We start from the raw sequence: 22,690 nt of genomic DNA on the forward strand, positions 1-22,690 counted from the left end.
CTTTTTTGCGTTATTGTTGCTTTAACGCACACAACAACACCGCGACCGTTTAAGGAAGGTAAACATGGCACACACTCTCACACACTCAGGGCTAAGCGTAGATACACAGCTGGCCAACTTTGTAAAAACACAGCTACTCCCAGGCACTCATTTATCTGAGCAGCAATTTTGGCAAAGCTTTGCAAACATAGTACAAACGCTTACCCCGAAAAATAACGCTCTTTTAGCTAAGCGCGAGCAGCTACAACAACAAATAGATGACTACCATAAAACAAATAAAACGTGGGATAGCGCGCAGTACCAAGCGTTTTTAACAGACATTGGCTACCTAGTACCAGAGCCTGCAGACTTTGCCATTGAAACGCAAAATGTAGAGCCCGAAATAGCACTCAGCGCAGGCCCTCAGCTTGTTGTGCCTGTTAGCAACGCACGTTTTGCGCTTAATGCGGCTAACGCGCGCTGGGGTTCGTTATACGATGCGCTGTACGGCACCGACGTATTAAGTGAAGACGACGGCGCTGAAAAAGGCACTACGTATAATCCAGTTCGTGGTTTTAAAGTAATGGCGTATGCGCGCCAGTTTTTAGATAAGGCCCTGCCCCTTAAAAATGGCTCACACATAGAAAGCACCAACTACTCAATTGTTGAAGGCGCCCTGTCTATCACCCTAAGAGACAGCTCGCATACTCAGTTAAAAAACCCTGAGCAACTTATTGGCTACCAAGGCGAAGCGCAAAACCCAAGTGCTATTTTATTAAAAAACAATGGCCTGCATGTCGAGCTGCAAATAGACCATCACCACCCTATTGGCCAAGCCGACAAAGCAGGATTAAAAGATGTTTTGCTTGAAGCTGCACTAACAACCATTATGGATTGCGAAGACTCTGTTGCCGCAGTAGATGCCGAGGATAAGGTACAAGTTTACAAAAACTGGCTGGGTTTAATGCAAGGTAACTTGGTTGAATCGTTTAAAAAAGGCGATAAAACCATAGAGCGTACTTTACAAAGCGATAGGCAATATACAGCCCTTGATGGCAGTAGCCTTACGCTTAAAGGCCGCAGCATGATGTTTGTCCGTAATGTAGGCCACTTAATGACAAACCCTGCTATTACCGACATTTACGGCCAACCCGTATTTGAAGGCATTATGGATGCGATGTTTAGCGCAACCGCAGCCCTGCACGATTTAAATAAAAAAACAGGCATTAAAAACACCAGTGCTCAAAGCATCAATATTGTAAAACCCAAAATGCATGGCCCTGAAGAAGTTGCTTTTACAAATACGCTTTTTAGCATGGTAGAAGAAGCACTTAGCTTGCCAAAAAACACCCTAAAAATGGGGATTATGGATGAAGAGCGTCGTACTTCAGTCAATTTAAAAGCCTGTATACACGCAGCCAAAACGCGCGCGGTGTTTATAAATACTGGCTTTTTAGACCGCACGGGCGATGAAATTCATACCTCTATGCACGCAGGGGTCGCTTTGCCAAAGGCCGCAATTAAAGCTCAGCCGTGGATCAAAGCATACGAAGACCGTAACGTTGATACAGGCCTTGCCTGCGGCCTTAGCGGTAAAGCACAAATAGGTAAAGGTATGTGGCCAATGCCAGATAAAATGGCACTTATGATGGAGCAAAAGCTTGCTCATGTGCAATCTGGCGCTAATACCGCGTGGGTGCCCTCGCCTACCGCAGCCACTTTGCACGCTATGCATTATCACGATGTAGATGTATTTACCGAGCAAAAAGAAATTGCCAAACGAGGCATGGCAAGCCTTACTGATTTACTTACACCGCCTTTAATGGCTCAGCCGCAAACGCTCAGTAAAGAAGATATTCAAAGTGAGCTTGAGAACAATGCACAAGGCATTTTAGGCTACGTAGTACGCTGGATAGACCAAGGTATTGGCTGCTCAAAAGTGCCTGATATTAACCACATAGGCTTAATGGAAGACAGAGCAACCTTGCGTATTTCAAGTCAACATATGGCAAATTGGCTACAGCATGGGGTGTGTACTCAACAACAAATAGAGTCGATCATGGCTAAAATGGCTAAAGTGGTTGATGGCCAAAATGAGCACGACAGCGCGTACAAGCCAATGGCACAAAGCGAAGAGTCACTAAAAAATAGTATTGCTTATCAAGCCGCTTTAGCACTTGTATTAGAAGGTGCTAAGCAGCCAAGTGGCTACACCGAGCCCCTATTACACAGTTACCGCTTAAAATATAAAGCAAAACACCATAACCTAGCTGAATAGTTAACATTAGTTTAACAGCAAAAAAGCGCGTTTTGCCTTCACAAAACGCGCTTTTTGTTTATTAGGGCGTGTTAATCTTTGCAGATTGAAATTTGTTCAACCTAGGCAGAAACCAAAAGGGCAGCGTATGTTTGGCATTTATACTACGTTATCGCCTATTTATGGGGAATAACCACACTTCATAGGCTCTGCCTTGCCTAAAAACCAAACATACTGCTGCAAATTCAAGCGCCAAAGGTCAACACGCCCTAGTACCGTTATTTATTTAGTGCTCACTGTACCTAGCGCTAAATTAATTTTTAATTATTGCATTGTGATACACGTTTTGAACGTCATCACAGTCTTCAAGCATATTGATGAACTTGTCAAAATTAGCAATAACTTCTTCATCTTCAATTTCTACATGCACTTGCGGAACAAACGTAATTTCATCAACTTCAAAGTTAATCCCTTCAAAGTTTTCCTCAAGCGCTGTTTTCGCTTTATAGTACTCAGTATGGGGTGCAAATACCGACACTTTACCATTTTCAACTTCAACGTCGGTTACATCAACGTCGGCCATCATTAGTGCTTCAAGGACCACTTCGTCATCGTCACCGGCAAAACCAAGTACGGCAAGGTGATCGAACATATGTGCAACACAGCCCGGTGTACCAATTTTTGAATCTGTTTTGGTAAACGGTAAACGTACATCTTTAATTGTACGGTTTGGGTTGTCGGTTAAGCAATCAACAATAACCATGCAGTTACCTGGGCCATAGCCTTCGTAACGTGCGGGAGAATAATCTTCCCCTGCCCCACCGGCTGCTTTTTCAATTGCTTTTTCTATTACGTGAGCAGGAACCTGGTCTTTTTTTGCTTTTTCTATTAGACGACGCAGTGATTGATTGACATCGGGGTCTGGTTCGCCATTTTTAGCGGCAACATAAATTTCTTTACCGTACTTTGAGTTAACTTTAGTTTTTGCGTTGGCTGTCTTAGCCATCGAGCTCTTACGGACTTCAAATGCTCTGCCCATCTTGTGCCTCTAATCAATACGTTAATTTTGCCATATTTTACCAATTCAAACCCTATTGGGCTAGGGTCTGTTGAACTTTACAAACTGAATTTAAAACAACCTATTTGCTAAATAAATAAGGCCGAGCCTATGCAAATAATACAGGAGTAATTACGCAACAATAAAAGTTATGCGCTATTTAACATAACTCCACTTTTTGTGAGTAACTTTCGACTAAAGTAACTAACTCTGTAAATTCACGTAAAACGTAATCAGCTTGGTCGGCATAAATAGGCACCGCGTTTGGCGCGTACAAACAAGCGCGCATATTTGCATTATGTGCTGCTTGAATGTCGTATAAAAAATCCCCTACGTATAACAAGTTGCTGGCGTTTATATTCCAAAGCGTGGCAATTGCATTTAAGGCACTGGGATCGGGTTTGGCTGGGGCATCGCTACGGGTTAATACCGTTTCGATAGGTAGCGGGTTATTTTGTAGCTTTATTGCTGCCGCTTTATCAAAATTGCGGGTAACAATAGCCATAGGAATATTTTTAACTTTAAGGGCGTTAACGGCTTCGGTTACGCCTGGCAATATAGTGGCAAACTGAGCGTCTTGCAGCTCGTGCTGATGCACTATATTCATCGCTTCTTCACGCATGTAGGGCGATGGAAGCTGGGCAATATAATCAAGTAGGTCTTGCTCGCATGGGCAACCTATTTGTGCTTTTATAAGAGAGAAATCTAACTCAGACGATACTAAAGTGCCATCTAAATCAAATATAACTCCTTGAATAGCCTCTACTTGAGCTTTCATATCATTCCTTGAATGGGGTAAAAATCAATACAACATGTGTACACATAATGACTCTACTTCATGAGAATAATTTAGCAAATGTTTATCAAACAAATTATTAGAAAAGTATTCACTTATCTATTACTTAGCCTTATAAACACCAATTAATTACTAAAATTCTACGAACAGCTAGTAATAACAGATCAAAAATGAACACAGCATAAACAAAAGGAGAATACGCGCACATAAACTGCAGTGCGCGTAGGTTGGGGAAGTACTTATTGCTCGAACTTAGCCTCGAGCCAGGTATCGTTTTGGGTAAAGTGAAGGGTTTTAATCTTGCCTTTACCTTCTACGTTTACCATATTTACTTGAGAAGGCCATAAGTCACGCAGTGCGCCGTTACTCATTTTTATGCCTTCAATCCCTTTTGGGATAGGAGCTTCTTGATACACCCAAAAAAACTTTCCATCAATTTGCGCACCGACTTGGCTAAGCGTTAATGGCTTACCCTTTAAGGTTTGCAGCGCAACATGCGACTCAACATACTCTACAAAACGTTGTTGGTCGGCCTTGTTGCTAATGATATCGGCTTTTCCGTTAAATAAATGCGCTACAGCATGCTCAGTATCATGTAAATAAAAGCGATGCATAAGCTCAATATTGTTAGTGCGTTTATTAAAAAGCACCGTAGTAACCGATGACTTTAGTTGATGCGCCATACTTGGCGCAGCAACTAAAAGGCAAACAATAATAAGCAAAAAGCGCATTATTGTTGCTCCTCACCATCTTTTTTCTCGTCTTTTTTAAGCTCAGTTTTAATGTCTTGCATAATATCTCGACTTACTTTCGCTTTACTCTTTTTCTTTTTATACACTTCAATACGTGAAGGAATAATACGACGAGGGTAGTTGTTGTTCTCAACATCTACATCAGCTGTTTCCCAGCGAGGGTCAACGCTCACCGATACCAATGGCTTATTTTTATCTGTAACAATAAGCTTTTGTACATTTTTGTGATTACGGCGCCAAATTTCAGCCGGAATGTAACGCTCTTCGGTTGTGCCATCTTCATAAGTTAGCTCTAATAAAATAGGCATTACCAAGCCACCTAGATTTGAAAACTCCATAACATAGTAGTTTTTATCTTCTTCAAGCGCGCGATCTAGCGTTTTACGCTCCCACGGCTCTAAGCCTTTTAAAAACTTGTTGTACGCGTTACGTTCTTTATTAGTAACAGTAAAGCGGTCGTTTTCATCGTAAAAGTCGGTAATATCTGGATTTTTTTCAACCCAAGTTTGCTTACCTTCTTCACGGTTGCGCTTAACAAATAGTGATGTTGGTTTGTCTGCTTCTATATCGCGTAAGCGTTTAAAGTCAATATCAGGGTTTTTAGTATCTAAACGTAATTGATACACTTTATCTAACGAGATATCTACATGGTCGGTGCTGTAAAACCAGCCGCGCCAAAACCAATCTAAATCAACACCCGAGGCTTCTTCCATGGTACGGAAAAAATCTGCTGGAGTAGGGCGCTTGTATTTCCAGCGCTGTGCGTACTCTTTAAACGCAAAATCGAATAAGTCACGGCCTAAAATAACTTCACGTAATATATTAAGTGCCGCAGCTGGTTTAGTATAAGCATTAGGGCCTAAACGAAGTACGCTGTCTGACTGCGTCATAATAGGTACTTGGTTTTGCGATTTCATGTAGCTTACAATATCGCGCGGCTCAACACCCCACGGTATAGTTGGGTCCCATTCACGCCCTGCAACGCCATCTAAAAAGCTATTTAAACCTTCATCCATCCAGGTCCATTGGCGCTCATCAGAGTTTACAATCATAGGGAAGTAAATATGGCCAACTTCATGAATAACCACACCAATTAAAAAGCGTTTTTCAGCTTGAGAATAAGTGCGTGAGCCATCATCTTGCAGCTCTGTACGTGGGCCATTAAAAGTGATCATTGGGTATTCCATACCACCTACAGGGCCATTTACCGATTGCGCTACAGGGTATGGGTAGTCAAATGAATAGCGAGAGTACACTTCCATCGTATGTACTACAGATTCAGTTGAATACTTTTTCCATAAATCGCCACCCTCTTTAGGGTAAAACGACATAGCCATCACTAAAGGTTGTTCATCGCCACCTTGCTGATAGCCCTTTGCATCCCACATAAATTTACGCGACGACGCCCACGCAAAGTCACGCACATTTTCTGCTTTAAAGTGCCATGTTTTTGTTTTATCGGTACCTTGTTTTTCGTTTTCTAACGCTTCTTCTTCAGTAACAATAAATACAGGGCGTTTTGCTGTTTCAGCTTTTTCTAAGCGGTTACGCTGCATGCGAGTAAGCACTTTGCTTGCGTTATCTAACTTACCTGTTGCCGATACAATATGATCAGCAGGTACAGTAATTTCTACATCGTAATCACCAAACTCAAGCGTAAACTCACCACGGCCTAAAAACGGCTTGTTTGTCCATGCTTCGTAATCGGTGTAAGCAGCTAAACGCGGAAACCACTGCGCAAGTAAAAATATATCGTTGCCATCTTCTTCAAAGTGCTCGTAACCAGAACGCGCACCTACGGCATCTTCTTCAACAATGTTAAAAGCAAAGTTCATACTAAACTCAGCTTCTTTGCCTGGTTTTAGCGGCTCGTTTAAATCTATACGCATTAGCGTATCAACAACAGTTACGCGCAGTTCATCGCCATTGTCATCTTTTACATTGCTAATTGTATAGCCTAACTCGTTGTCGCTCATAAATTGTTGACGACGTAGCTCACCTAAACTTAATTTAGCCGGCTTTTGCGCAGGTAAACTATTTAGCGTGCTTTTAAACGTTTTTGTGGTTTCGGCAATTGAGTCGCTTTTAAAAATATTTTGATCTAACTGTAACCACAAATATTTAAGTGTATGCGGCGAGTTATTTTTATACTCAATGCTTTGGCTTGCTGTTAAGCGGCGCTTTTTTTCATCAAGCTTTACATCTATGTCGTAATTAACACGTTGCTGCCAGTATTTTTCGCCAGGCTCACCGGCGGCACTACGATAAACATTTGGGGTAGGAAGCGCTTCGTCTAACTGGCGAAACTTATCAACGAATGAGCCTTTAGTTTGCTCAACGGATGACGCTAACACAGCGCTCGACATTGCCAAAGGCAACACAAACGCGCTTAGCGTAAGAACTGTTTTTTTCATTATGAGTCCTAGTGGAATTTTGTGAGCGTACTTTGACAAAGTTACTATTTTTGTTCAATTAATTAGCGACCAACCGCCCATTAAACACGGTAATATTCACGTTGTTTTAACATGGTTTTTGAATCAGTAAATTAAGCCACTTTTAAAACTGTAAAGGGGGTTTACACTTTACAGCTAGTTGATGTGTATTAATTAAGGTACAAACACAGTATTTATAAGGGTTCAGGCCTAATTCATGCCATTAGCTTAGGATTAAATTAAGGTGCAAAAATATGTTGTTCAAGTTGAGCTTAAATTTATAGCGTTAGCAGTGTTTACACGGTTTTAATGCGCTCAGGTTCAATACAAATTAAGCAGCATATTTAAACTAAAGGAGCCCGATATGAAATTTTACATTGTAAAAAAAGATCATCAGCTCGAAGCTATCCCTGCTGATAAAGACTTACTAGAGCGCTACGAATCAAACCAATATTCGTATGTTAATGTGGTGTCGGCATGCAATAAGCAAGATGCACTAAAACGCCTATCTACTGAACAAAAACACAGTAAAAAGTGGCTAATAATTGGCGCAAATATTGCCGTGATCTCACTAATATTAACTATTTATACGATAAATTAAAAATAGTGAAATTTTAGGTTGATATTTAGTGCATTTTATATTTAAAATCGCCCACTTTTTTTATTTGAGCATAATAAAATCGTTACAATTATTCTCAAATATGTACTTATTACCAGTAAGCAATGTGGTGGGTGTATGGATTTTTATATCCTAAAAAAACAACAAGAGCTAATAGCCATTCCAGCAAATCAGCAAAGTTGTAAGCAGTATCTAGACTCAGGTTATTTTTATATTGATAAAGTAGCCGCCTGTAACGAAACAAATGCCATAAAAGCATTGCAAGCAAAGCAAACTAAAAGTTTAAAAATGCCGCTAGGTATGGCTTTGTTAGCGCTTCCTGTCATTATTATTGCTATATATAGTTTTACCTAAACTAAAGCCCTCCCGAGGCTTGCATCTTTACTTGCCTTGGGTATATTGGCGCTCTTATGGTTTTTTAAGAGCGCGATATGAAAGTTCTCCACACCTCAGATTGGCACCTAGGCCAACAATTTTATGAACATGACCGCCGTGATGAGCACGCTGCATTTTTTACTTGGCTACTTAGCACCCTAGTAGAGCAACACATAGATTTACTTTTAGTTGCAGGCGACATTTATCATACAGCCACACCCAGTGCCAGCGCCGAAAACCAACTCTACCAATTTATAAAAGATGCTAAAAAGCGTTGCCCGCAATTGCATGTTGTTATTATTGCCGGCAACCACGACTCAGCAAATCGTATATTAGCGGCGCAGCCCTTACTTGCTCAGTTTGACACCCATGTAGTGGGGCGCTTTGAAGTAACCGACCCAGCCAATACCGTGATTGAAATAAATACGCAAAATAAACACGCTGTAATCGTCGCTATGCCTTTTTTACGTACCAGCGACATAAGCTCACTTAGTCATACTAAAAACGGCCCTAGTTACGCACAAGGCGTTGAAAAAGCCTATAAGCTTGCCCTTGATCACGCTTATAGCATTAACGGGCAAAACTCGCCGTTAATTGTAATGGGGCACTTACATGCCAAAGGCGGTGATATTTCAAGTGACTCAGAACGTAATTTAGTGATTGGTGGGGAGGAGTCTATTTCGGCCAATGTATTTGGTAACAAGGCAGACTACGTAGCACTGGGGCATTTACACAAAGCGCAGCAAGTCGCTAAAAAAGACGTTATTCGTTACAGCGGTACGCCTATTCCTATGTCGTTTTCAGAGCGTAATTACACGCACCAAGTTAATATAGTAGAATTTAAAAGTGATGAAAAACAAAGTATTAGCACATCTGTAAACCCCCTTTACATTCCTCGCTCTGCTGAAGTGATTATCTTACCAAAAGGGGAGTGTGTGCCATTAAGCGACTTATGCGAGCAAATTAAAGCGCTCGATACATCACAACATACTATTGCCCCTTATTTACGCGTAAAACTTAAATCAAGTGATACCGACACCACCTTTAGAGAACAAATAGAGCAAGCACTTGAGGGTAAACACGTAAAATTTTGCGGCATTGAGCGGGTACGAGAACAAACCACATCAAGCGATAACAGCGCCGTATTTGAAGATTTAAGCGAAATTGAAATGCTCAACCCATTAAACTTATTAGAACAAGCCTTTGCAAACGACAAAGATATGGCCGGCCAAGCTGTACCAGATGAGCTAAAAACACTGTTAAACGATGTAATAAGTGAGCTGACGGAGCAAGAGCAACTATGAAAATAACCGCAGTTCGTATTCATAATTTAGCCTCAATAGTCGATGCCGAAATCGACTTTACTCAAGCTCCACTAAAAGATGCGGGCTTGTTTGCTATAACCGGCGACACAGGCGCAGGTAAAAGCACCTTTTTAGATGCTATTTGTTTAGCGCTTTATACTAAAACAGCACGCTTAAAAGGCGATAAAGGCAACTTAATTGATTTTAACGGCGACAGCATAAAGCTAAACGATGCGCGTAACTTACTGCGCAGAGGCAAATGGGAAGGCTTTGCTGAAGTTGATTTTGTTGGCCAAGACAAACAATTATACCGCGCACGCTACGTTATTACCCGCACCCACAAAAAAGCAACAGGCAAGTTAAAAGTAGCTGAGCATACGTTACTAACCTTGCCCGATGAAACCCTAATAGCCGATAAAAGCCAAACCATAAAAGAAGTAGAAAACAAAATAGGGCTAAGCTTTGAGCAGTTTTCCCGTGCGGTATTATTAGCACAGCACGAGTTTGCAGCCTTTTTAAAAGCCACAGGCGATGAACGCGCACAACTTTTAGAGTGTTTAACCGGCACCGATAAATTTAGCTTAATAGGTAAACGTATTTTTGAGCGTAATAAAGCGCTAAAAGATCAATATGAATTACTTAATGCAAGCCTTGCAAGCTACACCTTGTTGAGCGATGACGAATTAAGTGCTAAAAAAACCCTGCGCGATGAGTTACTTAAAAAAATTGAGCAAACTAAAAAAACGCATGCAGCAACAGAGCAAGACTTAAATTGGTATAAACAAGCAGCTAGCTTATCGCAGACACTAGAACACGCAGTAGAGCAGCAACAACACGCGCAACAACAGCTTGATGCAATAGCAAAGCAAAGTGAGCAAGCTAAACAAGCACAAAGCGCCCTTGAAATAAAAGACAACCGCAAACGTCATGAGTACTTAACGGCGCAAAACAAAGCACTTAGTACGCAAATAAGCGATTTAAAAGCGATTGACCATGCTGCGCTTATAAAAGAGCAGGCCGCAACACTTACAACAAAGCAAAGCGAGTTAAAAACAGCGCAAGAGCAAAAGCAAACGGCAGAGCCAATTATTGCAAAAGCCCGCGAGCTCGACAGCCAACTTGCTATACACGCACAAACTATTACAAGCCTGACTCAGCAAAGCGAAAAAGAGCAGCAGCAACTTAGCGAATTACAAACGCAGTACACGCAAAGCCAACATGCACTTGATGAGGAAAACAAACTCAGCACTGGGCATCAAACGTGGCTAAACGAGCACTCGCAGCTTAAACCATTAGCTAATGATTGGAATTATTACCAACACAGCTTTAATACGTATTTAAGTGCCAATGAGCAAATAAAGGCAACCGCTTCGCAAAACCAACAGCTGTTAGAAGAGCAAACTAAACAAGCGGCACTGTTGGCTGAACAAACTAAAAAAGTAGAGTTGCAAGAGCAACAACTTGCGCATCAACAAAAAGATCTTAACCAGCTAAGTGAGCAACAACGCCAATTTAATATTGAACAATGCGATAGCAAACTTAAAAATATTGAATATTTAAAAGATCAGCGTTTGCGCTACCAGCAGTTTAATCAAGAAATAAAACACAGCACACAACAACAAACGGCGGTTGCGGCCAAGCTTGTACACAGTGAGCAAACGCAAACAGCATTGCAACAAAGCTTAGCCTCGTGCGAGCAAGCACTTAAACACAGTGAATACGCATTAAACCAAGCTCGCCTGCGTGCCAGCGAAAACGTAGAGCATTTACGCACGCAGCTTACCCCTAACGAGCCATGTGTAGTGTGCGGGGCAAAAGAGCACCCGTATGCAAGCAGCCAAAACCCGCAATTAAATAACCTAATAGCCGATTTTGAAACAAGTTATAACCAAGCTAAGCAGCAACACGATAGCGCCCAAGCTAAGCTGCACCAGCACCAAACTCAACATGCTGTACTTGTCACTGAGCACGCCCAATACAGCCAAGCCATACAAAACGCACAGGCAAAGCAGCTAGAAATTAAAACAACAATGCAAGGGGCACGTACAGAGCTTAACGACTTAACAGCACAGCAGCTTGATGAAACATACGCCCAGCTCAGCACTCAAAAGTCGCACTATTTTGAATCGCAAAAACAGCAAACAGCCCTGCAAGAAAAAGTAAATCAGCTAATAAATAACTTAAAAGCCGAGCAACATACACAGCAGCAATTGCATAATCAGCATGTTGAATTAACCAATAAGCTTGGCCAAATAAACACTAAACATGCAGAGTTAAATACGCAAGTTAACGAGCTTACCAGCACCCTTAATGCACAGTTTGAGCACAGTGACTTTTGGCAGCAATTGCAAAACAACACGCTTAATATGAGCGATTTAAGCCAGCAGGTTGAGCAATACCAGCAAACACAAGTTCAGCTTGAACAAAGTCAAAAACAAATAGACAGCGCTAATCAGCAATTACAGCAACTCACACCGTTAATAGCTAAAAGCGAGCAAGCGCTTAAAGTTTTAAACGACGATTTAGCCAAAGCGCAACAACTGCAAAACACCACGCGCACAGAGCGCCTTGCTTTATTTAACAACGAGCCACTAAGTGCTGATGATTACCAAGCAAAACTTAATACGCAGCTTGAGCAATGCCAAAAGGCATTACATACAAGCCAACAAGCCCACGACAGCGCAATTAAAAAACGCGATGAGCACGCTATAACACTCAAAAACATTGAGCAGCGCTTGGCAGAGCAAATTCAAGAGCAAAGTACACTTGAAGAGCGCTACAATGACTGGTTTAGCGACTTTAAAGCGCAATATAGCGAGGCAAATCACGAACAGATCGCTATTTTACTAACTCTGACTAGTGAGCAAATAAAAGAGCAATTAATGCAGTTTGAGCAGCGTTTAGCAGCACTTACAGACGCAAATGCAGCGCTTAAGCAACAGCAAAAGGCGCAAACAGATCACCAAAATACTAACAAGCCCGAAAAAAGCGAAAGCCAATTAGCAGAACAAGAAACGTCCTTAGCCAATAAACAAACTGAGCTACAAAATAGTTTGCTTGGCACTAATACCGCGCTTGAGCAACACAATCAAAACGCCAAAGCACTTAAAGGCAAACACGCTGAACTTGCTACCCTTAAAAAGCAGGTAGAGCAGTGGCACGTGCTTAATAAAGTATTAGGGGATGCAACCGGTAAAACCATGCGTAATTTAGCGCAAACACAAACCCTTAAAATATTGCTGCATTATGCTAATAGCCATTTAAAAACCCTCAATAAACGCTACGAGCTCACTGCCATTGCGCAATCGCTCGATATAGCCATTATTGACCGCGATATGGCCGACGAACAACGCTCGGTTAATACGCTCTCTGGTGGTGAATCATTTTTAGTATCACTAGCACTGGCATTAGGGCTTGCATCGCTTTCTTCAAACAAAGTGCAAATCAACTCTTTGTTTATTGACGAAGGGTTTGGTACGTTAGATAGCGAAACACTCAGCGTTGCTATGGACGCACTCGACTCATTACAAGCACAAGGCCGTAAAGTAGGGGTTATATCGCATGTGAGTGAAATGAGTGAACGCGTAGCCACGCAAGTACATGTAAGTAAAAAAAGTGGTGGATACTCCACTGTTGAAGTCTTATAAAGGAGTTAAAAAATGCCAACATTCACAGGCGAGCAAGCAACGCATTACAACGACCGCATTACCCGTTTAGTCCCTGGTTATGAGCTATTGCACCAACTTACTAATGCTCAACTTAAAGCAACCCTTAAAGATAACGCACATATTTTAGTCGTGGGCGCAGGCACAGGCAAAGAAATACTCGCCCTTGCCGCGCTTAACCCTACTTGGCAATTTACCGCACAAGATACCTCTAGTGATATGCTCGCAATTGCTAAACAAGCGTTTGAAGAGCACGGCATAGCAAAGCGCGTTAATGTTATTGAAGGCGAGCTTGATAAGCTATCTACTAAGGCCGATGCGGCGCTATGCCTACTCGTAATGCACTTTTTAAAAGACGACGGCAGCAAAAAGCAGCTATTAAAAAATATTAAAGCTAATTTAAATAAAGGCGCAAACTTATTTATTAGCGATTTAATGAAACCCGAAACCGACTTTGAGCGCGAAGCACAAATTACTGTGTGTGCCGATTTAGGCTTAAGTGATGCAGGGCAAGCCTACACAGCTCAAAACTTAGACAGTGAATTTTACCCACTTGATAGAATGCGCTTTAGCGAGTTACTTAATGAATGCAAATACGGTATTCCTAAGCTTTATTTTAAAGCGCTTGGTTTTAGCGGATACGTTGTTTAACTTATCTTGAAGGATGCGGCCTGCACCATTTAACCGTATGTTTATGGCGCGGTATGGTTTTACATTCTTTATTAGAATCGGCACCTGGCTCGCTAACATATTGCGAGCTTGGTGCTACACTGGCACAGCCTGCGGCCAATAATATCGCAAATACGGGTATTAATTTTTTCATTTCATCACCTATTAAAATCTGTATTTAAGCGCTTTGCAGTTACTGTTAATGCAGAGCGCTTATTTGTTTAATTTGCCACGTCACTCACCAATATGGCGGGTAGTTATGCATCTACAAAAATAACTTCGCCAGTAATAAAGCCATCAACCGAGCGCTCAAACGCTTTACCTACAAGCTTGCTTGGTACGGGTTGAAAACCTGGCATCATTTCGCCATATACGTCCCACGCTTCTTCAAGCACAGTAGGGTTAACCACATTAATACGCGTGCCACGTGGCATTTCCAGTGATACGCATTTTGCAAATGTATCAATTGCGCCGCTTGTTGTTGCATCGGCAATCGCAAAAGGAATCGGTTTAACGTTTAAAATACCGCTAATGAGCGTAAATGAGCCCTCATCTGCAATGTACTTTTGACCAATACGTACAAGGTTAATTTGCCCCATCATTTTGCTCATAATGGTTGTCATCCACTGCTCTTCACTCATATCAGCAAAGGTTTCGTATTCGCATAAACCCACTGTATTTACTAGGGCATCAAAGTGGCCTACTTTTTCGTACAAAGCAGTAATTGACGCTTCACTCGTAATATCAACAATATGATCTACATCGCCCGAGCGACCCGCTGTAATTACTTTATGCTTAGATAAACCGGTCAATGCCGCTTGACCCATTTTGCCCAGTGCACCGATTAAAATTACTGTTTTCATTGTTTGCTCCAATTATCCAATTTAGTGTGTAGGGGCATAGTAAGGGGGTAGCTCGACAATTAGAAACAACCACTTCATGTAAGTGATACAAAAATAAATGGTAATGTGATACGTTAATAATGCTAAAACAACAAAGGCATTGGCATGAGTAAGTTAGACAGGCTAGATATAAAGCAGCTGCGTATTTTCCAGGCGCTCATTCGCGAAAAAAACGCATCAAAAGCGGCGAGTAAATTAGGCTTAACCCAACAAGCTGTGAGTGAGCAACTCAAAAAGCTGCGTGATGTATTTAACGACCAGCTGTTTTTAAGAAAAACCACCGGCTTTGTGCCAACGCCTTATGCAGAAGAGTTATCGGTAGATATAGACAAGCTGCTAAACGATTTTCAGGCATTATTAGCGCCTAAAATATTTGACCCAAAAACAGTTGATGGTGCGTTTGTAATAGCCGCTACCGACTACGCACAGCAAGTTGTTTTGCCAGCGCTTGTAAAAGAGTTAAGAGAGCAAGCACCTAATTTAAAATTAATAATAAGAGACTTTGAACTCGACAGCCTGCACGATTTAATGGAAAACGGTAAAGTTGATTTAGCCATTGCCTTCCCTGACTACATCCCAAGTACTTACCCCATTATTAAGTTATTTGAAGAGCAACATATTTGCGTTACTTCAGCTAACTCATCAATAGCAGGCACAAAACCAACCCTTGCACAAATAGCCAGTTACCCAAGTATTATAGCCTCGCCTTCGCGCCCAAATTTTAAAGGCTCTATTGACGATTGGTTTAAAAGCTTTGATTTAACGCGCAATGTTGTTGTATCGGCACCGTGTTTTTCAATTGTGCCTATGTACCTAGAAACCACCGACTCCATCGCGTTTTTACCCTCACGCGCGATAAGCTCCGAACTGGTAAAAATAGAGCTACAGCAGCTGCCAGCTCCGTTTGATGTAATAGCGGCGTGGCATCCACGCTACAATAAAAACCCACTGCATAAATGGGTGGTATCAAAGTTAGTGGTTGAGTAATTTGGATATATTAATTCTGATCAAACGCTTAAGACAAGCTCATTCTAAAACGTAGGTCGGTTAAGCGAAGCGCCACCCGATGCGCTAATATCCACATCACCTAACATGTTGCTGTGCCCGCAAACTCAAGAAATCTCACCAAGTGCTTTCATCGCGGCCTGCGCTTTATCGGTTTGTACAAAAATATGGTCGTGATAAAACGCAGCTACTACGTTAGCGCTTATATTATGCTCGGTTAATTTGGCCGATACCGCAGCGGTTAACCCAACAGCCTCAAGGCTTGAATGCACATTAAGGGTAATTAAATTATATTTAGCTTCATAAGTAATACCGGCTTTATTGGCGGTATCTGCATTTAAAATAAGGGTTAGGCCTTCTTCTTCAACGTAACTGGCAAGCGGGTTTAAATGAACGTAGTCAGCAAGGTTGCCTGCTAAACAACAAAATATATATTCACCTTGTTTAAGCTCGGGGTTCATTGATTTTAATAACGTATTTAGCTCTAAAATTCCCGCCATGTTGAGTCCTTACATTTTTAATTAGATGTTTTAAGCTTGGCAACTAGCTCGCTTAATCGGGCTATTTTAATATTACTTAACTGCCGGTAATCAAAGTACGGGCACACAATAATGTTATTCGTTGTATCAATTGCAAACTCATCGTCTAACCAATTAAATTGCGCATTAAGCTTACCTTGCTGTAATAAGTTTTTAGCATGGGTTCGCCCAGCAATAATATGCAGTTGGTTTTTATTTGTGCCGTTAATGATGGGCGCACTAAATAACAGCGCTGTTTTACTGTTTTTTTGCAGTAAAAGTGTATCGCGATACGCTTGCCAGCTAGCGGCTTGTTTAGCAAAGCTGTAATGCTCACTCGGTAGCGCAAACAACACTTTAGCGTATACGTTAAACACTTTACGCCAGCCATTACCACAGTGCTGGTTTATGGTATTTATTTGCTCGTTTATTACAGGCTCAACACTTTGTAGGGTTTCAAAGTAGGGCATAGGCGGCGCTTTTGCCACATAAACGGCTACGCTAAAGGCTTGCTCACCTAAGCCAATTAGTTGCTCACTCACACTAGCTCGCCTTTTTTTGCGCTAAAATACGGTCGAGGTTATTGGCAAAATTTTGGCGGTCGGTTTGGCTAAGCGGTGGTGGCCCGCCACTCATTTCTACGCCGCTTGAGCGCATGGTATCCATAAAGTCGCGCACGTTTAATAACGAGCGAATATTCTCTGGCGTGTAAAGCTCACCACGCGGGTTAAGTGCTTGGCCACCGTTATCTATAACTTCACTGGCAAGGGGTATGTCGCCAGTAATAACTAAATCGCCTTTTTCTACGCGTTTTACTATTTCGTCATCGGCCACATCAAACCCGCTCGAAACCTGTACGCGGCTTATAAATTTTGAAGGCGGAATGCGCATTGCATGGTTAGCTACTAAAATGGTTGGTGTTTGCGTGCGCTCAGCGGCTCTAAAAAGTATTTCTTTTATTACCACAGGGCATGCGTCGGCATCTACCCATATTTTCATGCTTAAATCTTTTAATTGCTCTAGTATTTAGCTGATCCTATAGCAATTTATTTTAATCGGCTAGCAAACTTTATTGGCTTAGAGCCGTACAAACAACATCACTTTTAAAAAGGAGCTTTCATGAAGGCCATTACGACTATTTTACTCATTACAGGGTTATTTTTACTCACCGCCTGTACAAGCGCACCAGAGGGCATTACTCCGGTTAAAAACTTTGACTTAGAGCAATACAAAGGTAAGTGGTACGAAATTGCCCGCCTTGATCACTCATTCGAAGAGGGTATGGAGCAAGTAACCGCGACTTACACCGTAAATGACGATGGCACAGTAAAAGTGCTCAACAAAGGTTTTATAACTAAAGAGCAAAAGTGGGATGAAGCACAGGGCTTAGCTAAATTTGTAGAAGGGACTGACACAGGCCATTTTAAAGTCTCGTTTTTTGGCCCATTTTATGGTGCTTACGTTATTTTTGAATTAGACCAAGACGACTACCAATATGCGTTTATTACAAGTTATAACCGCGACTTTTTATGGTTTTTATCGCGTACACCTACCGTTAGTGACGAGCTTAAACAACATTTTATAGCTAAAGCAAACAAACTAGGCTTTGCTACAGAGCAAGTTATTTGGGTTAAACAGTAGGTTATTTAGCTATGTAAAGGGGCTTTACAGTTGTTGAGCAAATGATTGTTACAGCTGTAATAAAACGATCATCTCACTGTAAGGTAAGTTAAATATGTTAGGGCTATATTAGCTGCACTTGCAACGAGACATGCAAGTGTTGGACATACTGAATATCCCCCTATTGTTGGCAAGCTTTATAGCTTGCCATTTTTTTGTCTAAAATTAATGGCTTTCTTTGGATCAGGTTTTTACTAACTAAAGTGAATTTACTGCCAGTAATAGCCCTGATAAGCCAATCAGTAACATATTTAAAAAGCTAAATGGCTTAATCAACTTTTCTATAAAATTATAAAAAATCGTTATAATTAATACACTTAGACCCATAAAGCCACAAAACAGTAAAGCACCGTATCCCTGCTGCGTAACCACGCAGAACAATAAACTTAGTAAAATACTGATCCAGGCAACTATTAGTAGCAAATTACTTTGCAGCTTAGAGGGACGCGTTGTAAACACCGTTTTAAAATGCGCTGGTTTTGCCAAAGCGAAACCATTAAAAGCAAACAAACAGAGGCTAAAGCTAAGTAAATCAATCATGCTTTTTGCCCCTTTTTATTATCGGCTAGGTTATTAGCTGCTTTTTTAGATGCACTAGAAGCAGTACGTAATTTTTCGGTTTGTACTAAAAACAGTATGCTAAACAGTAAAAATACCGCATCGAAAATAAACAAGGCCCATTGTTTATTAAGTAAGTAGCTCACTATATTACCCTGTGTGGTAAGCGCATTTATTGCCGGTACACTCAAACACGCGAGGGCATTTATGGCAGCCATTACACGCCATTGCAGCCTATCGCGTTTTAAAAGTGCCATAACGGCAACCACTAACCATGCTAAAAAGAACGCTGTAACTTCTTTTTCACCACGCCCTGCTACGGTTGGACTAAGTAATCTATTGGCAATAAAAAAGGCGCAAGTAGCCAGTGGTAAACCCATAATGGTGGCAAGGTTTAAACCTTCGACTAACTGTAAGCCAAATGAGGCTTTTCCCTTATTACGCTCGCGTATGCGTTTAGCCCACATTATGCAGCCAGAGCCAATCATTACGCAGCCTGCAATTCCGCCAAGTACGTATAACCAGCGCAGTAAAGGCGTAGCAAAGCGCCCTGTATGCATAGAGTTAAGTGATTCATAAAGTGCTTTACTACTGCTAAGTTCGTCATCAGTTTGTGCTACTAACTCGCCCGTAGCACCACTAAACAAAAGCCGTGGAGATTGATCGCGAAGCGCCTTTGCAGGGCTTACCAATACCGTTACTGTTGAAGCGGCCATATTCGGTTTACTAACCTGAACACGCGTAATATCTGCACTAGGCCACTTGGTATAAACTTGATCCAAAATAGTTTTTATAGGGAGCAATTCTGCACTGCCTTGGGCGTTATTAGTCACGTTATTGCTAGGTGTTACATCGTTAAAAAAGCCACGCATACCCTTGTCGTAAGTCGTTAACGCAGGGTAGGGGAACAACATAAATATAAGCGTAATGATGCCTGTGTAGGTAATCATTAAATGAAACGGTAGGGCAAGTACCGAGCTTAAATTATGTGCATCTAACCAGCTACGAGTCCCTTTATTGCGCCTAAAAGTAAACATATCTTTAAATATGCGCTTATGAATAACCACGCCGGAAATTATTGCCAGCAGCATAAAAAAGCTGGCAAAACACACTACCCAGCGCCCTGTTATGGCATCTAAATAATAAAGCTGATAATGCAACCGGTAAAAAAAGTTACCACCTTTACTTTCAACAAAAGGAGGCAGCGCTTGCATGGTGTTTGGGTTTAATTGGGTATTTACAAACTGGCTGCGGCGCTGCCCCGGCTCTTTAGGTTTTGCATAGCCATATACCAAATACGGTATTCGCTCTTCGGGCAAGGTAATACGCCAACTAGGGGAATTTGCAGCGTGCTGATTCAAATAATCAAAGCCCTTTATAATTTGCTGCCTTTGCGCGGCCACTCTGTCGGTTTGGGCTTGCACATTGTGTATAGCCGGCTGATTCCACAGATTTATTTCGTCTCTAAAAAAGCTCGCTGTGCCTGCAAAAAATATTACGTAAATAATCCAACAGGTAAGTAAGCCCACCCAGGTATGTAGCCAGGTCATCGACCTAAAAAAACTGTCTTTCATAGCCAACCCTTCAGTAATGCCAATACAGCAACAAAAATACTTGTACTTAGTAAAATACTGATCCAAACAGTTTTTAACGACTTAACCGAAAACGCATAAATAAACACCGCGGCGTAAATTAAAATACTGATAGACACACACAGTAATACGGCATCTTGCTTAGGAATGGGCAGCAGCACACTTAATAATGAAATACACGCTGAGGTAAATGCATAGCCGCCCACTATGGCAATAATAAAACGCAAAAATACTAACACTCTATAGCTTTGGGCCACCTTTAGAAGCGCAGCTAGGTTAGTTTTGGTAAAAGGTGCTATGTGCAGAGGTGCCTGCATAATTAACAAATCCCTTATTCAAATACGAGGATAAAAATAAGGCGTTATTATAAAGCTTACAAATACAAAAGATAGCGATTCTCATTTGTATATTCTAGTTAATTTAACATTCGTGCCTAGCATGTTAGTAAAATACTGATCTCTGCCGTTTTAGGGTTATTGCTTAGCTAATAACGAAGGTTTACAGTGGTCAATACTGGCAAGCCAATGAGTAAATTTAAAATGAGCAACCACGAAAAACTAAATTATGTAGAATTTCCCGCGTGCGATTTAACAGCTACAAAAAGCTTTTTTACTAACGTGTTTAACTGGCAATTTACCGACTATGGCCCAGAGTATACGGCATTTAGCGGCCAAGGGCTTGATGGTGGCTTTTTTAAAGCACCGCTTAAATCGCTTACTCAACATGGGGCCGCACTGCTGGTGTTTTACAGTAACGACATTCACGCAACCTTTAAAAAAGTAGCGCAATATGGCGGCAAAATAGTAAAACCTATTTTTGAGTTCCCCGGTGGCTGCCGCTTTCATTTTACCGAGCCCAGTGGTAACGAATTTGCCGTATGGTCAGAAAAACAATAAATATATCAAATAATTAGTTATTATTTTCAAGTGAGATCACGATTTTACCAACTAATAACTAATTTGAGTAAAATAAACCGATTTTTTACCAACTCATTAGGTCTAAATGGCCATTTAGAACAAAATTTAAGCATTTAAGGCCAGATTTATATGGATCCAATCAATTTAATTGAGCAAGTTAGTAAATGCGTGATCTGTGAACCTCATTTACCGTTAGGTGCTCGCCCCGTTATACAATTTAATGCCAATGCGCGTATTTTAATTGCCGGCCAAGCACCGGGCATAAAAGTACACGAAACTGGCAAGCCCTTTAACGACGCCAGCGGAAACCGCCTACGCGAATGGCTTGGGCTAAGTGTTGATGAGTTTTATGATCCGCAAAAAATAGCTATTTTACCTATGGGCTTTTGTTACCCTGGTAAAGGTAAGTCGGGCGACTTACCCCCGCGTAAAGAATGTGCACCTGCTTGGAGAGCGCAATTACTGGCCGCTCTGCCAAATTTAGAGCTTACAATCGTGCTCGGTAAATACGCGCAGGCTTATCATTTACCGCATACTAAAAACAGGCCCTTAACCGAGTTAGTAAAATCGTGGCGTGAGTATTGGCCGGAGCATTTGGTGCTACCACACCCAAGTCCACGCAATAATATTTGGCTTAAAAAAAATCCATGGTTTGCACAAGATGTACTGCCAGAACTTGCTGAGCGCGTTGCTGCAATATTAAATAAAGAACCACAATGAACAACTATAAATCAAACGGTTATATGCTTGTAAAGGGGCTTTACAGCACCGAAGAGCTAAATAAAATTAAGCCAGCAATTAATGCATTTCATACAAAGTGGAAGGCTAATAACCATGAGTTTTATCAATCCCGTGCAATTAATAGCTCGGGCATAACAAATAGTGAGTATTTAACGGCGCAGCAAAACGAAGCCTTATTTAGTTTAATAGCTGATAACAAATTAATTAAGCGTGTAAAACAGGCGATTAGTGAGCCACTGTTTTTAAATACTCAGTTATTTTTTAATCCCGTTAATGTTACACAAAAAAATTATTGGCATCGCGATATGCAATACCATTTAAATGTGCAAGAGCAACAAGCTGCGTTAAACGGGCCCGACGTAGTGCACTGCCGGTTAGCCCTTGAAGACGAACCAGGTATAGAGCTTGTGCCCCACTCGCATAAAAATTGGGATACACCAGAGGAGCTAAATGTACGTTTTGCAAAAAATAATAAGCTGCCAAGCGATAACTTAACTACAGGCAAAGTTATTAAACTTAATGCGGGTGACTTACTGTTGTTTTCAGCCAATATGATTCACCGAGGCTTATACGGCAAAAACCGTTTAGCACTGGATATTATTTTTTGCGAAAATGCACCACAGCTTACTGCCTTTATCAATGCAGCAAACACCCCAAGCTCGGCAGTAGCAAATAAAACCGCTAATCCACAAGTATTTTTTAATCTACTTTAAACCCGCTATAACCCCATTTAAAACAACACTTTTTCGCTTAACTATAAATATTACTAATAGTGTTGAATAAATAAACATCACTGTTATTTATTTTAAGACTCGTCAGTATGAAATAGACGCAAAATTATCCAATAAAAATAACCTCTATAATGGAGTTGC

23 protein-coding genes are annotated in these 22,690 nt (G+C 41.2%); 11 read left to right on the forward strand and 12 right to left on the reverse strand.

All coding sequences use genetic code 11. From position 1 onward, the window contains the following. Positions 1 to 64: 64 nt before the first annotated feature. Positions 65 to 2,257: a malate synthase G gene (locus MTN96_RS23765; protein ID WP_248532889.1), complete on the forward strand. Its 2,193-nt coding sequence runs from the start codon at positions 65 to 67 to the stop codon at positions 2,255 to 2,257. A gap of 292 nt (positions 2,258 to 2,549) precedes the next feature. Here MTN96_RS23765 and MTN96_RS23770 read toward each other — a convergent pair whose 3' ends face one another. The 4 genes from MTN96_RS23770 to MTN96_RS23785 form a co-directional block, all read right to left on the reverse strand. Then, on the reverse strand, positions 2,550 to 3,275 hold the full coding sequence (locus MTN96_RS23770; protein WP_024032996.1) for a YebC/PmpR family DNA-binding transcriptional regulator: 726 nt from the start codon (positions 3,273 to 3,275) through the stop codon (positions 2,550 to 2,552). A gap of 178 nt (positions 3,276 to 3,453) precedes the next feature. Continuing rightward, complete coding sequence (locus MTN96_RS23775; RefSeq protein ID WP_004588262.1) at positions 3,454 to 4,071, reverse strand: HAD family hydrolase; 618 nt, start codon at positions 4,069 to 4,071, stop codon at positions 3,454 to 3,456. A 257-nt stretch (positions 4,072 to 4,328) separates the two neighbouring features. Beyond that, the gene (locus MTN96_RS23780) at positions 4,329 to 4,820 is read right to left on the reverse strand and encodes a DUF6702 family protein (RefSeq protein WP_004588263.1); all 492 of its coding nucleotides are present in this window, start codon (positions 4,818 to 4,820) and stop codon (positions 4,329 to 4,331) included. Beyond that, on the reverse strand, positions 4,820 to 7,255 hold the full coding sequence (locus tag MTN96_RS23785) for a M1 family metallopeptidase (RefSeq protein ID WP_248532890.1): 2,436 nt from the start codon (positions 7,253 to 7,255) through the stop codon (positions 4,820 to 4,822). Before MTN96_RS23785 ends, MTN96_RS23780 begins: the two co-directional genes overlap by 1 nt. A 382-nt stretch (positions 7,256 to 7,637) precedes the next feature. On the opposite strand from MTN96_RS23785, the gene MTN96_RS23790 reads away from it, so the two are divergent. The 5 genes from MTN96_RS23790 to MTN96_RS23810 all read left to right on the forward strand — a co-directional run bounded on the left by MTN96_RS23790 (position 7,638) and on the right by MTN96_RS23810 (position 13,887). Next, positions 7,638 to 7,874: a hypothetical protein gene (locus tag MTN96_RS23790; protein ID WP_004588265.1), complete on the forward strand. Its 237-nt coding sequence runs from the start codon at positions 7,638 to 7,640 to the stop codon at positions 7,872 to 7,874. 135 nt (positions 7,875 to 8,009) lie between these two features. Further along, positions 8,010 to 8,246, forward strand: a complete 237-nt coding sequence (locus tag MTN96_RS23795; RefSeq protein ID WP_004588266.1) for a hypothetical protein — start codon at positions 8,010 to 8,012, stop codon at positions 8,244 to 8,246. 77 nt (positions 8,247 to 8,323) lie between these two features. Then, entirely contained in the window at positions 8,324 to 9,571 is a 1,248-nt protein-coding gene (locus MTN96_RS23800; protein ID WP_248532891.1) for an exonuclease SbcCD subunit D C-terminal domain-containing protein, read from the forward strand. Beyond that, positions 9,568 to 13,218: an SbcC/MukB-like Walker B domain-containing protein gene (locus MTN96_RS23805; protein WP_248532892.1), complete on the forward strand. Its 3,651-nt coding sequence runs from the start codon at positions 9,568 to 9,570 to the stop codon at positions 13,216 to 13,218. The genes MTN96_RS23800 and MTN96_RS23805 overlap by 4 nt, the downstream gene beginning before the upstream one ends. A gap of 12 nt (positions 13,219 to 13,230) precedes the next feature. Beyond that, positions 13,231 to 13,887 carry a class I SAM-dependent methyltransferase gene (locus MTN96_RS23810; protein ID WP_024033000.1) on the forward strand — a complete coding sequence of 219 codons (657 nt, stop codon included), beginning with the start codon at positions 13,231 to 13,233 and terminating at the stop codon, positions 13,885 to 13,887. A 1-nt stretch (position 13,888) separates the two neighbouring features. Here MTN96_RS23810 and MTN96_RS23815 read toward each other — a convergent pair whose 3' ends face one another. Then, positions 13,889 to 14,059, reverse strand: a complete 171-nt coding sequence (locus MTN96_RS23815; RefSeq protein WP_157683944.1) for a hypothetical protein — start codon at positions 14,057 to 14,059, stop codon at positions 13,889 to 13,891. A 103-nt stretch (positions 14,060 to 14,162) separates the two neighbouring features. Then, a complete protein-coding gene (locus MTN96_RS23820) occupies positions 14,163 to 14,768 on the reverse strand; it encodes a short chain dehydrogenase (protein WP_064385849.1) in 606 nt (201 codons plus the stop codon). Between the two features lie 144 nt (positions 14,769 to 14,912). Between MTN96_RS23820 and MTN96_RS23825 the strand changes: the two genes are divergently transcribed. Then, positions 14,913 to 15,794: a LysR family transcriptional regulator gene (locus MTN96_RS23825; protein ID WP_248532893.1), complete on the forward strand. Its 882-nt coding sequence runs from the start codon at positions 14,913 to 14,915 to the stop codon at positions 15,792 to 15,794. Between the two features lie 125 nt (positions 15,795 to 15,919). Here MTN96_RS23825 and MTN96_RS23830 read toward each other — a convergent pair whose 3' ends face one another. The 3 genes from MTN96_RS23830 to MTN96_RS23840 are packed head-to-tail and all read right to left on the reverse strand — an operon-like array spanning position 15,920 to position 17,329. Beyond that, positions 15,920 to 16,312 (reverse strand): ACT domain-containing protein, encoded by a 393-nt coding sequence (locus MTN96_RS23830; protein WP_096042650.1) that lies wholly within the window; start codon positions 16,310 to 16,312, stop codon positions 15,920 to 15,922. 17 nt (positions 16,313 to 16,329) lie between these two features. Continuing rightward, the gene (locus MTN96_RS23835) at positions 16,330 to 16,872 is read right to left on the reverse strand and encodes a hypothetical protein (RefSeq protein WP_096042649.1); all 543 of its coding nucleotides are present in this window, start codon (positions 16,870 to 16,872) and stop codon (positions 16,330 to 16,332) included. Position 16,873: 1 nt separating this feature from the next. Further along, positions 16,874 to 17,329: a YaiI/YqxD family protein gene (locus MTN96_RS23840; RefSeq protein WP_004588273.1), complete on the reverse strand. Its 456-nt coding sequence runs from the start codon at positions 17,327 to 17,329 to the stop codon at positions 16,874 to 16,876. Between the two features lie 120 nt (positions 17,330 to 17,449). On the opposite strand from MTN96_RS23840, the gene MTN96_RS23845 reads away from it, so the two are divergent. Next, positions 17,450 to 17,971: a lipocalin family protein gene (locus MTN96_RS23845; RefSeq protein ID WP_096042648.1), complete on the forward strand. Its 522-nt coding sequence runs from the start codon at positions 17,450 to 17,452 to the stop codon at positions 17,969 to 17,971. Positions 17,972 to 18,208: 237 nt separating this feature from the next. Here the strand turns inward: MTN96_RS23845 and MTN96_RS23850 are convergent, their stop codons facing one another. From MTN96_RS23850 to MTN96_RS23860, 3 genes are read right to left on the reverse strand one after another with little or no spacing between them, the layout of a single operon-like run. Next, positions 18,209 to 18,550, reverse strand: a complete 342-nt coding sequence (locus MTN96_RS23850) for a DUF3325 domain-containing protein (RefSeq protein WP_055254328.1) — start codon at positions 18,548 to 18,550, stop codon at positions 18,209 to 18,211. Continuing rightward, a complete protein-coding gene (locus tag MTN96_RS23855; RefSeq protein ID WP_248532894.1) occupies positions 18,547 to 20,142 on the reverse strand; it encodes a PepSY domain-containing protein in 1,596 nt (531 codons plus the stop codon). Before MTN96_RS23855 ends, MTN96_RS23850 begins: the two co-directional genes overlap by 4 nt. Beyond that, the gene (locus tag MTN96_RS23860) at positions 20,139 to 20,477 is read right to left on the reverse strand and encodes a hypothetical protein (protein ID WP_248532895.1); all 339 of its coding nucleotides are present in this window, start codon (positions 20,475 to 20,477) and stop codon (positions 20,139 to 20,141) included. The genes MTN96_RS23855 and MTN96_RS23860 overlap by 4 nt, the downstream gene beginning before the upstream one ends. Positions 20,478 to 20,699: 222 nt before the next feature. On the opposite strand from MTN96_RS23860, the gene MTN96_RS23865 reads away from it, so the two are divergent. The 3 genes from MTN96_RS23865 (at position 20,700) to MTN96_RS23875 (ending at position 22,531) form a co-directional block, all read left to right on the forward strand. Next, on the forward strand, positions 20,700 to 21,056 hold the full coding sequence (locus MTN96_RS23865) for a VOC family protein (RefSeq protein ID WP_004588278.1): 357 nt from the start codon (positions 20,700 to 20,702) through the stop codon (positions 21,054 to 21,056). A 150-nt stretch (positions 21,057 to 21,206) separates the two neighbouring features. After that, on the forward strand, positions 21,207 to 21,797 hold the full coding sequence (locus MTN96_RS23870) for a uracil-DNA glycosylase family protein (protein WP_024033006.1): 591 nt from the start codon (positions 21,207 to 21,209) through the stop codon (positions 21,795 to 21,797). After that, positions 21,794 to 22,531 carry a phytanoyl-CoA dioxygenase family protein gene (locus MTN96_RS23875; protein ID WP_096042645.1) on the forward strand — a complete coding sequence of 246 codons (738 nt, stop codon included), beginning with the start codon at positions 21,794 to 21,796 and terminating at the stop codon, positions 22,529 to 22,531. The genes MTN96_RS23870 and MTN96_RS23875 overlap by 4 nt, the downstream gene beginning before the upstream one ends. Positions 22,532 to 22,690: the final 159 nt, after the last annotated feature.

Source organism: Pseudoalteromonas sp. 2CM28B, from assembly GCF_023161935.1.